The following is a 12,956-nucleotide window of genomic DNA, read 5'->3' as shown; positions in this document are numbered from 1 at the left end:
CTCAACTACTTTAAAGCTAAAATACATCTTAAAAGTCAATTGACTTTTAAGATGTATTTTAGCTTTGCTTTATTCTTGATTTAATATTCTCTTTAAAAATTCTTTAGTTCTTTCTTGATCAGGATTATTAAATATCTTTTCCGGAGAACCTTCCTCTGCTATAACTCCCTTATCCATAAATACTACTCTATCACTAACTTCCTTTGCAAAACCCATCTCGTGAGTTACTACCATCATTGTAAGACCAGAGTCTGCCAACTCTTTCATTACTTTTAAAACTTCTCCTACCATTTCAGGATCAAGTGCAGAAGTTGGTTCATCAAATAACATCACATCTGGCTCCATAGACAGAGCCCTAGCTATGGCAATTCTTTGTTTTTGACCACCTGATAATTGTTTTGGCATTGCATTTATATAATTTTCCATTCCTACTACTTTTAGGTACTTTTTGGCAATTCTTTCTGCCTCTTCTTTATTTCTTTTTAAAACTTTAATCTGTCCTACTGTACAATTATCTATGGCATTGTGATTATTAAATAAATTAAACTGTTGAAATACCATTCCTAATTTTGTTCTATATTTATTTATGTCATGACTTTCATCTAATATATTTTCTCCATTATATATTATTTCTCCACCACTAGGTTGTTCAAGTAAATTTACACATCTAAGAAGAGTAGATTTTCCAGATCCAGATGAACCTATTATGGATACTACTTCTCCCTTTTTTACCGAAAAATTAATATCTTTTAATACTTCATTTTCTCCAAAGCTTTTTCTTAGATTTTTTATATCAATAATACTTTCCAAAATCTTCCCTCCTATCTCATCGGTGTTTCTGGTCTTTTTACCTGCATCTGATTTCCTATAATATTATAATTCTTAGGACCATCTAATCTCTTTTCTATATATCTTAATATCCTAGTTACAGTAAATGTCAAAACAAAGTATATGATACTTGTAATAAAAAAAGTCTCAAAAAATCTAAATGAATTGCCGGCTATAGTTGTACTTTGAAAATATAATTCTGTAACTCCTATTACATTCAATACAGATGTATCTTTTATATTTACTACAAATTCATTTCCTGTTGCAGGAAGTATATTTCTAATTACTTGTGGAAGTATTACGTTGAACATTGTTTGAACATGATTCATCCCTATTGCATGGGCTGCTTCAAATTGACCCTTATCTATGGAAAATATACCTCCCCTTACTATTTCCGACATATATGCACCTGTATTTATGGAAACAATGAATATAGCTGCTGCTGTTCTATCCATATCTATTCCAAAAGCTGATGCAGAACCATAAAATATTACCATTGATTGAACCATCATAGGAGTTCCACGGAAAAATTCTATATATGCTGAAAGTATTCCATTCACTATATTTAATACTATCTTTTTAATTCCTCTTTCTGGTTTTGGTATTGTCCTTACAACTCCTATTAATAGACCTATTGCAGAACCTATTATAGTACTTATTATGGATATTAAAAGAGTCATACCTGCACCACGAATAAACATAGGCCAATTATTTATAAATATCTTTTCTATAACTTCAAAACTCATAGTTTCACTCCTTTACACAATTCGAAACTGACCAGCTGGCCAGTTTCGAACTTAAATTATTGAGCTGCTGGTTGATTTTTTATAACTTCAGACATAATCTCCTGTCTTTCTTCTTCTGAAATCTGAGAAAGAGCCTCATTTACATCATCTTTTAATTCGCTATCCTTTACAAGCCCTACAGCTATTGCAGTGTCCTCATCTGATGTCTCAAATCCAGAATCAAATTCTACAAAAGCAAAGTTTTCATTTGCAGATGAAGCACTCTCACCCTCTGGTCTCTCTGATACATATCCATCAATTATTCCTGATTCTAAAGCTACTCTCATAGCAGGAAAGTCTGTCATAGCTGTTTGCTTTTCCACTCCTGGTATTTGATCTATAACTGTATAGTGGAAAGTTGTATTTTGTCCAGTTATCTTTGCACCACTAAAGTCTTCTAAAGTAGTTGCATTTTCATATTCTCCACCTTTTTTTACAACCATTACTAGGTCAGATTTATAATAAATATCTGAAAAGTCTATTGCCTCCATACGTTCTGCTGTAGGTGACATTCCCGCTATAATTGCATCTATTTTTCCTGATTGTAATGATGGCACAAGTCCGTTCCATTGCGTCTTTACAATAACTAATTCTTTTCCTAAACTTTCTGCTATTCTCTTTGCTATTTCTACATCATATCCACCTGCATATTCTGAGTTTCCTTCTATTGGAACTCCTTCATTGGAATCATCTAATTGAGTCCAGTTAAAAGGTGCATATCCAGCTTCCATACCTACTTTAAAAGTATTATCTTCATCTTGGCTTTCTCCATTTTCTATAGGAGTATCTTCATCAGGAGTTTCATCTCCATTTGAACTACATCCTATTAAGAAGCTACTTGCAATTAAACTAAGTACTAAAAGTAATAATAATCTTTTTTTCATCTTTAATCTCTCCCTTTTATATTTCAATTTTAAATTTAACATTTAACTCGTTGTATTAAAAAAACACCTAACGAGTTGTCAGGTGCTTATATGCGTATAGCAAAGCTAGACATCCTCTCCTTTTCTTGATCATAGTGAGATAGCTCAACATCATAATATGGATCAAATACTATGATGACAGTACTAGATTTGTTGAATCTAGCCCCAGCAATAGATTTTGGTATCTATAACTTCGGCGATAAATCCTTTCTACATACTTCACAGGATTCCGTCCTCTGTATGTGTACTCTTAGTTATCGCGCCTCTACCTCATCTGAAAGAAGGATGAGGATTTTTATTAAGTTTTAATTTTATATAGCATAACACGCAATTTTATAATTGTCAAGTAAGTTTATCAGATTTTTCTATATTATTTTACTAGTTTTAGTTTAGATATATCATATGCGTTCTTAGTAGTCAGCATCTCCATAACATTTAAATCTTCTCTTAAATCCCTTACCTCATCATGCACCCCTTGAATCTCATGATGTAGTTCTTCTGCTAAAAGATTCAAATCTTCTTTAGTAGCTAAATTCTTTATGTCATCTTTAGTGACAAAATCTTTTAAGTCTTCCTTAGTCGCAAAGTTTTTTAAGTCTTCCTTAGTTGCAAAGTCTTTTAGGTCTTCTTTGGTTGCAAAGTCTTTTAGGTCTTCTTTGGTTGCCATTTCTCTTTTCATTTCTTGCATTTCAGCTTTCATACCTTGCATCTCAGTATAAAGTTTTTCTAGCAATTCCATAGTTTTATCCATCTTTGCACTCTCCTATAATATAGTAATTTTATTATATCATTTAATAGAGTAGTTTTACAATTATATTTATTATAAATCCTTTATTATATTAAATACGCTCTCTTCATTGTTATCAAATTCCAAAACACTCTCCTACCTATTTTAAAGGCTTAGATCAGAGTTTTCATATTTATTCCAATACATGAATTTTTAAATTATTTAATCCACTTCCTATAGCAATTATATCCTCTATATTTATCTTTAATTCCTTAGATAGAAACTTTAGTGTATTTACCTTAGTTGCTCCTTTAGTTTTGAATATAAACCAATATATGATTTTAAGTATACATTATTATGAAAAATAAAATAGTGTAGCTTACATTTATTTATATAAGCTACACTATTCCGAACTTACCTTTTTTTAAATTTTAAAACTTTCCCTGCTTTTTGTGGTTGAGGATTTCCACCTTTTACTAAAATCTTCCCATTAACTAATACATAATCAATGCCTATAGGATATTGATTTGGATTAGTATAATCTCCTTTATCTATAACTGTATTTGGATCTAAAATAACTATGTCTGCCGCATAATTTTCTTTTAGTAGTCCTCTATCATCTAGACCTAAAACTTCTGCTGATTTGCCAGTCATCTTATGAATAGCAGTTTCTAAAGAAAAAGCTTTTTCTTCTCTTACATATTTTCCTAAAACTCTTGGAAAAGATCCATATAACCTTGGATGTGGTTTACCTCCCATAATTCCATCTGTACAAACATTTTGCTCTGGACGACTCATAATTAATTTCACATGTTCTTCTGTACCATAAAAATCTACTAACCCAACTATGTTTTCTTCCTCTAATATTACATCAAATATTGCATCTAGGGGATCTTTGCCCTTAATCTCTCCTACCTCAACCAGACTTTTCCCTACTACATCTTGGTTTTTATCAGAGCCTACAAATGTAACAAATATTCCTTCTAAACCTGCAAATTCAACAAAGTTATCCCAACCAGGTATTCCATTTTTTATATCTTGTTTCATCTTTTCTCTTAATTCTTTATCTTTTAATCTTTCTAAAAGTTTATCTGTACCTCCATCATGAACCCATGGTGGAAGTATTACACTCATCATAGTACTTCCTGCTACATATGGATATTGGTCAAAGGATACTATCATTCCATCTTCTTTAGCTTTATCTAATCTATCCAGTACCTTTGGAAATAAATCCCAGTTGTTCTTACCACAAACCTTAAAGTGTGAAAAGTGTACTCTACATCCACTTTCTTCGCCTATTTTTAGAATTTCTTCCATAGAATCCAATATATAATCAGCTTCACTTCTCTGATGTGTAACAAATATAGCGCCCTTATCACTTAACACTTTCCCTAGTTCAAAAAATTCTTCAATTTCTGCATAGCAACAAGGTGGGTAAATCATTCCTGTAGACATACCAAAAGCCCCTTCATCTATTGCCTTTTCAAGATTTTTTTGCATTAGCTTTATTTCTTGCTCATTTGGCTTTCTGTTTTCTAAACCCATTGACACCATCCTAACATTTCCATGGGGTGCTAAATAGGCAATATTTGGACCTAAGTCTAATTTCTCAATAATATCTAGATAGTCTGCCACACTTCTCCATGTCCAATCAACTTCATATTCTCCTTCAAGTCCTTTCATAGCTTTTATCCAAGGTGATAAAGTCTCATCACTTACAGGAGCAGGCCCCATACCATCTTGAGCTACTAATTCAGTAGTTATTCCTTGACGAATCTTTGGAGATAAATATGGATCTTCAAATAAAAGCATACTTGAATGACTATGAGTATCGATAAATCCTGGTGTTACTACTTTGCCAGTGGCATCTATTACTCTATCAAAACCTTCTTCTGATATATCTCCTATTTTAACTATGATATCGTTCTCAACTGCTATATCCCCTTTAAATCTTTCTTTTCCTGTACCATCAACTATTGTACCATTTTTAATTAATAATTTAGTCATAATATTAACTCCTCATTTTAATTCTTATTTATATAATGTTTTACATTTTCCAAATATATAAATTTTTATTTCAAAATTCAAATCTCTCTAGATATTACTTAGTCTATATCTGGATTAAAGGGCACTTCTTCACCAAGATGTTGATCATATTTTTTCAAAGTATAAGTCTTCATCAATATATAATAAATAAATACACTTGAAATTAGTCCTACAAAGAATGCATAACCACCAGCAAATAGTCCTATAACAAATGAAGCTACTAATGCAACTATAGCACTTATATTATATCCATTATCATATTGATACTGACCTCCTGCTGTAAATAGATCTTTTACATTAACTTTGCATTTACGAATAATATAATAATCTGTCAACAAAATACCTATAATAGGACCTAACATTTGAGAAATCCAATTCTGAACAATTACAAGAAATCCACCTGAAGACTGAATTTTCCATGGCATAATAGCTACCGATAGAACTCCGCATATAATAGTACTTGTTGAAAATTTCATTTTAGGAAAGAAATTCAACAAAACTAATGTTGGCGGCAATAAATTTGCAGCAGTATTAGTAGACCATTGAGCAAAAGCTACAGCTAAATAACATAGAATTAAAACGATAGGATTTGAGAATAAGTCTGCAATAACATCATTTAAATCCCAATATCCAGAGGTAATACCAGCAGCCATACCAATTAACATTGTTAGTACACCAACCAACATCAAACCAGTCACTTGTCCAAAAATCGCCCTTTTATTTCGTTGAAAAAAATTCATTTCTTTATAATTTTCATCACGTTTTATTTCTCTACTTAGATCACTACCATTTAAAGCCATAGTTATCCATCCACCAGCAATACCTGCAATAGCAAATGGGATGGAATACCCACCACTAGCTTCCGTTGCCATAATATCAGGTATTGTAACACTATATTTTTGCATAGTCATAACTAAAACTGCAGTAAATAATAATGCTAAACTTGGAATTGCTATCCAACCAAACTTAGCCATAGCTTTCAATCCATACATAGCATTCGCTATTTGTACAATTGTAAATATTATTAACATTAATGTCAAATTATCAAATCCAGAAAAAATAAGACTCATAATTTTATTTAAAGCTCCAGCTCCAATAAAAGTCAAAAATCCAAACCAATACATACCTGGAATTGCACGAACTAACCCGGCAATGTTAACACCTTTATATCCAAATGGAGCACGGCTATATACTACAAAAGGAATACCATAGTTTGTTCCTATATCTCCCACCAAAGAAGTTAAAATTGTAACCATTCCATAACCTACTAGCATTACTAATACCATAGTCCAAGGTGATAACCCTTCCCCACCATTAAAATATTGAGCTCCTAAACTAAACGCTACTATATTTATTGTCATACCAGCCCATAGAATCATATAATCTGGTAAAGACATTGTTCTTTCTGAATCTAAAGTTGGCATCAATTCTTTACTTCTTAAATGCTTGCTTTCATTTATCATATTAATCCTCCTTATATCCTATATTAAGATAAATAATTTCTTTAAAATATTGAAACTTAGTTTATACTATTTTATTTTAAATTTGAGATATCAAAGTTCTAAATTTCAATCCATTAATATAAAAATCTACTAATTAAAACTATGATATCTCTTTACCTATAGATAATTTTTAAAGTTATATTTTTTAATAATCTAATCCATATCCTTCTAAGTAATTAGGATTTATACTTCTTTTTACAAATTCACCTGAACTTTTTTCCCCTTTAAATTCATTATCTTCTACAATTACTTTACCTTTTGCCATAGTCAAAATAGGGTAACCTTTTATTTTCATTCCATCATGTAAACAATAACTAATATTATTATGGAGTACATCTTTAGAAAGCGTTACTTCTTTTTCCATATCTACAATAACTATATCTGCATCTGAACCCGGTGCGATTATTCCTTTTTGTGGATAACAGCCATATATCTTTGCAATATTTGTACTAGTTAGTTCACATGCTTTGTTTATTGATATCCTTTCTTTATTTACCCCTTCTGATAGTAGGATTGGTAATCTAATCTCAATGCCAGATAATCCATTTACTACTTTTGTAAAATCCTGTTTCCATGTTCCATCTGATTTTTTCTCTAAAAATGCTGACTTTTCATCTATATCAAATGTACAATCATCTGATCCTGTCAACAATATAGTACCATCTTTAAGTCCTTCCCAAAGATCATCAGCTTCTTTTGGTGTTCTAAGTGGAGGAGAGCAAATAGCTAAGTATCCATCTTCTTTTTCATATAAATCATCAAATAAAGTTAAATAATGTGGTCCAGTCTCCACATAGATAGGTAAATCCTTTTTATGAGCTACTCTAGCTATATCAAGAGCATCTTTATTAGTTGTATGGACTACTAATAACCCATTACCTACATATTCCGAAAAATGTACTGCCCTAGAAAACGCTTCTGCCTCACATAGTGTTGGCTTACTTTTTGCAAAATTAACCCAGCTTAAATTATCCTCTTGAGCATATTTTTCTATATTTGATTCTGCTATTGCATTGCTCTCGCAATGGACCATTGGTAATCCATTTAATTTCTTAGCTTTTTCAAATATCTTAAGCAATGTTTCATCATCACTCATTACACCTTCTTTTTTGTAAGTCATAAACATTTTAAAAGTTGGAACTCCATATTCAATTAATTTATCTATTTCTTCAATTATTTCAGGAGGAGATTCAACAAATTTTCCATGAACACTATAATCAATTGCAGAAATGCTCATTTCATTAACTCTTTCTTTAACTGCATCAAATACAGATTGCCCCTTAAATACATTGGCAAAATCCATATACATTGTAACTCCCCCAAATGCAGCACTAATGCTTTGCTCATAAAAATCATTAGCACCTAGACATCCTTGGAATGGAGCCATACAATGCATATGCGCTTCTATAACTCCAGGCATTACATATTTTCCTTCTGCATCAATGATTTTTCCAGCTTCTTTTTCATTAAAACTTCCTAGCCCAACAACTTTTCCATTTGAGATAGCTACATCTGTTTTAATTGTAGTTGATGGTGATACAACCATCCCATTTTTAATAATAAAATCATACATAAATTATTACTCCTTTCAAAATTTTATTGATTCAAAATATTAATAACTTTATGATTACTTTTTATTTCTACAATTTAAAAGTTGAATTAATGAATAGTACTATTATATTTACTATCTATAAAACTCCTATATTTTCTTATTTCAATAATGATTTAGATATAGCATAATATCCATTCATAGCTTTAACTAATTGATCTATCTCTATATGCTCATCTATGGTATGAGCTAGGTTTTCTCTAGATGGTCCAAATCCTATAGTCTTAATCTTTGCCTCTCCTGCGTAATGGCTTCCATTTGTACAGAAAGAGTATTGAGTTATTTCTGGATCTAATCCAGTTTCTTTTAATCCTTTATATGCATCTTGGATAAACTCTTCATCCTTTTCATATCTCCAACCTGGGAAGAATCTTTCTCCAACTATAATGTTTCCTGTCCAACACTTTTCTTCTCCCTTTGCATAGGATACTTTTGCATCAAACTCAGGATCTTCTTTTTTCATCTTTTCTATAAGTTCTTCTAGAGGCTTAAGTACTCCCTCTAAAGTTTCTCCAACCAATAGTCTTCTGTCATAAGTTATTTTACAATGGTTTGGAACTACAGATGCCCCAGGATAAGGTGAAGACTTAATATCTACTAATTCTAATATTCCATATCCTAAATGCTCATCATATGTCATTTCTAATTCTTTTACTCTATTGATTAAATTTGCAGCCTTATATACTGCATTTATTCCTTTGTCTGGATTAGCTGAGTGAGCTGGTTTTCCAAAGGTTTCAAATACTATCTCAGCTCTTCCTCTTTGGCCTATCTTTAAATTTAATTCTGAAGCCTCTCCAATTACTACATAATCAGGCTTTACATATTCACTTACTTTTCTTGCTCCTACCCCTTCAAAACATTCTTCATGAACTACACCAGCTACATATATTTCTCCTGGGAATTCTTTATTTGTAACCTTAGCAAACTGAGATGCTCCACACATCATATAAGCTAAAGCTCCCTTCATATCTGAGGCTCCTCTGCCGTATATTTTCTCATCTATAATTTTTCCTTCAAAAGGATCTACACTCCATTTTTCTGGATCTGGAACTTGAACTGTATCTATATGAGCATCAAATAAAATCTTTTTACCAGGTAAATTCCCTTTGATTCTTCCTATGATATTTCCATATTCATCTACATGATAATCATCAAATCCTAAATCTATAAAAGCTTTTTTTAAAACCTCTACTACCTTATCTTCTTCTCCAGAATAGCTTCTAGCTTTAATTAAATCTTGTGTCAATTTTGTAACTATTTGTGAATCATTAATATACATTTTTTTGCCTCCCACTTTCTTTATGATTTATATATTTATCTATATTGAGCTATGCTCTCCATCCCAAACAATATCTTTATACTTCTGTGGATCTGTGTCCCCTTCTGTACTTATTATTAATACTACTGAATCTTCATTTAAGTTTAACTTTTCTTTTAAATCTTTGTACTCCTCTTTCTGCATTAAAAGAGATGTTACTCCTACTCCTACGGCTCCTGATTCTCCTGATACTACTTGTGGGTCTCCCTTTAATGGAGCTGCTAGGATTCTCATTCCTCTTGCAGATACATAGTCTGGACAAGAAAGGTATCCATCTGCATAATCTCTTATGACTTCCCAGCTAATTGTATTTGGAGTTCCACATGCAAGACCTGCCATTATAGTTGGTCCTTGAGTTACGCTTACTATATCGCCTTTTTTAGCCGAGCTAAATAGGGGATCCACATTATCTGGCTCTACTATTACAGTTATTGGTCTGTCTTCTCCAAATTTTGATATTAGATAACCTAACATAGACCCTGCATAAGAACCTACTCCAGCTTGAAGAAATACATGGGTTGGTTTCTTCTCTCCATATTCATTTAATTGTTCTACAGCTTCATGGATTATAGTTCCATATCCTTGCATTATCCAAGTTGGTATATCTTCATACCCTTCCCAAGCAGTATCTTGGACCACTACCCAACCATGCTCCTTAGCCATTTTGTCAGAAAGTGCTACTGCATCATCATAATCTCCATCTATGATTTCCGCCTCTGCTCCTTCTTTTCTAATATTTTCAAGTCTTATTTGTGATGATCCCTTTGGCATGTATACAACAGACTTTTGTCCCAATTGATTTGCAGCCCAAGCTACTCCTCTTCCGTGATTTCCATCTGTAGCAGTTACAAATGTTATTTCTCCTAGTTTTTCCTTTACATCTTTAGATTTTAAGTATTCAAATGTGATATCCTTTATATCCAATCCAAGCTTATCTGCTAAATACTTTCCTATAGCATATGAACCACCTAGTACTTTAAAGGCATTTAATCCAAATCTATAGGATTCATCCTTTAGGAAAAGGTTTTTTATTCCTAGATAATTACTCAAATTCTCCAATTTATGTAGAGGAGTTACTGAATATTCATCAAAACTCTTGTGAAAGTTTCTAACACCTTCTATTACACTTTCAGATATATAATCTACATCTGTCTTTTCTTCTTTATCCCTTCTCACATCAACTAAATGTGATTTAATTAGCTCTTTTTTTGTTGTCACTTCAACGCCTCCTAAATTTTTATATTTGTTCTCTATATATTATTGCAACTTTTGTGCCATTTCTTTCAAATTATATAATTTTCTTACAAATAAGAGTGCTCCTGTATTAAAGACATCCTTATCTTATTTTTATATTTTAAAAACAAAAAAACTACTATCAATTTGATAATAGTTTTAAAGATATATTAGCATTTTCTTGTCTAAATCTGTAAATTACCTAACTATCAATTTGATAGTAGTTTTATCAATTTGATAGTCAATTTAATCCATATTTTTTAATCTTTCTATATAGGGTAGCTATACCTACACCTAGCTCTTTTGCAGCTTTTTGCTTTCCATCATAATCCTTTTCATATAGTTTTAAGGCCTTTTTAATATATTCCCTTTCCATATCCTCTAGAAGTAAAGAATCTCTTTTGTCTGATTTTTCTCTTACTATCTTTTTAGGCAAATTACATAAATTTACTATTCCACCAGGCTTAACCATATTCATAGTATATTCTATTACATTTTCTAATTCTCTTACATTTCCTGGCCAATTGTAATTATAGAGAGCTTGCATTGTTTCATTTGCAAATCTAACCCTATTTTTTTTAAACAATCTAGAATATTTTTCAGTAAAATAGTAGGTCATTATCTGTATATCTTCTCTTCTCTCCCTTAAAGGAGGAATTTGAAAAGGTATAACATTCAATCTATAATATAGATCTTCTCTAAACATATTTTCTTCTATAAGTTCTTCTAAATCCTTATTTGTAGCTGCTATAATTCTTATATCTACCTTTGTAGGTTCATTTGATCCTAATCTAATTATCTCTTTTTCTTCCAAAACTCTAAGGAGTTTGGATTGTAAATACAAGGGCATATCTCCTATTTCATCTAGAAAAAGAGTCCCTTTATTTGCAAATTCAATCTTTCCCATTTTCCCCTTAGGATCTGCCCCAGTAAATGCACCCTTTACATACCCAAATAATTCTGATTCTAAAAGTGCGTCTGGGATTGCAGCACAGTTTATAGCTACAAATGCCTTCTCCTTCCTTTCACTTTCCATGTGAATAGACCTTGCAAATAATTCTTTTCCAGTTCCACTTTCTCCTGTTATAAGTACAGTCGATAAGGATTTTCCTATTTTTTTAACTTTAGTCTTTAACTCCTTCATATTTTCTGATTCACCAACTATACTGTTTAAGCTTAAATTTTCCCTTGAAGTTGATATGGATGTACTTAAATCTTCCAATCTATTTAAGTCTGTAAACATATATACCTTGTCATAGGAGCTTACACCTTGAGGGACCTTATATTCTTCTCCTAATATAGTATAAGTTTTAGAATTTATACTTAATTCAAACTCTATTAAATCTAATATCTTATTTCCTGTCTCTTTTATATAATCTATGGATTCAAAAGTTTTTTCTAAACCAAGTATACTCATTGCCATATTATTTATACTTTCTACTTTATTGTCATCATTTATTATAATTACACCCTGCTCTACTCTATCTAATATATTTCTTAAAATACCTATCATACTCAATATTTTATCTTTTTCTAATTCTTCTTTAGCTTTTGAAGATATTAAATCAGATATTTGCTCTAAGAATTCAGTAAATAGGGAAAGATTATCTAAAATATGAGACTTTTGCTCTTCAGTAAAACATACAAGACCTATTACCCCTATTACTTCATCCTCTATTTTTATAGGCATACTTATTTCAAAGGTCTCATCACACTTTTTTTGTTTGTAACAATATTGGCATATAGGATGTTCTCCAGGTTCCATTACAATTTGCTCTTTTCCAGTTCTCATAACTTCATAGTATACATGTCCTTCTTTTCCCATATCCTTATTTATATGTTCTTTAAACATACCAGTTCCTGCAACCCTAAATAATTCATTGTCTACTATCTCCACATCTACTCTTAATACTTGAGATAATACTTCTGCATATTTTATAACTGTTTCCTGCATATTTTTTAAGACACTTCCCATTTTATCA

At 31.3% G+C, this 12,956-nt stretch carries 11 protein-coding genes and 1 riboswitch; all 11 genes read right to left on the bottom strand.

Going from position 1 to position 12,956, the window contains the following annotated elements; all coding sequences use genetic code 11:
- Positions 1-69 precede the first annotated feature (69 nt).
- The 11 genes from AC4PG3_RS02765 to AC4PG3_RS02715 all read right to left on the bottom strand — a co-directional run bounded on the left by AC4PG3_RS02765 (position 70) and on the right by AC4PG3_RS02715 (position 12,949).
- Positions 70-810, bottom strand: a complete 741-nt coding sequence (locus tag AC4PG3_RS02765; protein ID WP_492197558.1) for an amino acid ABC transporter ATP-binding protein — start codon at positions 808-810, stop codon at positions 70-72.
- Positions 811-821: 11 nt separating this feature from the next.
- The gene (locus tag AC4PG3_RS02760; RefSeq protein WP_492197557.1) at positions 822-1,574 is read right to left on the bottom strand and encodes an amino acid ABC transporter permease; all 753 of its coding nucleotides are present in this window, start codon (positions 1,572-1,574) and stop codon (positions 822-824) included.
- A 56-nt stretch (positions 1,575-1,630) separates the two neighbouring features.
- On the bottom strand, positions 1,631-2,497 hold the full coding sequence (locus AC4PG3_RS02755) for a transporter substrate-binding domain-containing protein (protein WP_492197556.1): 867 nt from the start codon (positions 2,495-2,497) through the stop codon (positions 1,631-1,633).
- A 132-nt stretch (positions 2,498-2,629) separates the two neighbouring features.
- Positions 2,630-2,812: riboswitch (Lysine riboswitch) on the bottom strand.
- A 94-nt stretch (positions 2,813-2,906) separates the two neighbouring features.
- On the bottom strand, positions 2,907-3,287 hold the full coding sequence (locus tag AC4PG3_RS02750) for a hypothetical protein (RefSeq protein WP_492197555.1): 381 nt from the start codon (positions 3,285-3,287) through the stop codon (positions 2,907-2,909).
- 169 nt (positions 3,288-3,456) lie between these two features.
- On the bottom strand, positions 3,457-3,588 hold the full coding sequence (locus tag AC4PG3_RS02745; protein ID WP_492198186.1) for an HAD hydrolase family protein: 132 nt from the start codon (positions 3,586-3,588) through the stop codon (positions 3,457-3,459).
- An 89-nt stretch (positions 3,589-3,677) separates the two neighbouring features.
- Positions 3,678-5,270: an N-acyl-D-amino-acid deacylase family protein gene (locus tag AC4PG3_RS02740; RefSeq protein WP_492197554.1), complete on the bottom strand. Its 1,593-nt coding sequence runs from the start codon at positions 5,268-5,270 to the stop codon at positions 3,678-3,680.
- 98 nt (positions 5,271-5,368) lie between these two features.
- Positions 5,369-6,772, bottom strand: coding sequence for a cytosine permease (locus tag AC4PG3_RS02735; RefSeq protein ID WP_492197553.1), 1,404 nt, complete (start codon positions 6,770-6,772; stop codon positions 5,369-5,371).
- Between the two features lie 184 nt (positions 6,773-6,956).
- Positions 6,957-8,384 (bottom strand): dihydropyrimidinase, encoded by a 1,428-nt coding sequence (gene hydA, locus AC4PG3_RS02730; RefSeq protein ID WP_492197552.1) that lies wholly within the window; start codon positions 8,382-8,384, stop codon positions 6,957-6,959.
- Between the two features lie 136 nt (positions 8,385-8,520).
- Positions 8,521-9,702, bottom strand: a complete 1,182-nt coding sequence (locus AC4PG3_RS02725) for a YgeY family selenium metabolism-linked hydrolase (RefSeq protein ID WP_492197551.1) — start codon at positions 9,700-9,702, stop codon at positions 8,521-8,523.
- Between the two features lie 39 nt (positions 9,703-9,741).
- A complete protein-coding gene (gene dpaL, locus AC4PG3_RS02720) occupies positions 9,742-10,959 on the bottom strand; it encodes a diaminopropionate ammonia-lyase (RefSeq protein WP_492197550.1) in 1,218 nt (405 codons plus the stop codon).
- Positions 10,960-11,215: 256 nt separating this feature from the next.
- Entirely contained in the window at positions 11,216-12,949 is a 1,734-nt protein-coding gene (locus AC4PG3_RS02715; RefSeq protein ID WP_492197549.1) for a sigma-54-dependent Fis family transcriptional regulator, read from the bottom strand.
- Positions 12,950-12,956: the final 7 nt, after the last annotated feature.

This window comes from Tissierella sp. QWL-11, from assembly GCF_058683765.1.
Note: the sequence above shows the minus strand (reverse complement) of the source record. Positions and strands in the feature narration are given on the sequence as shown.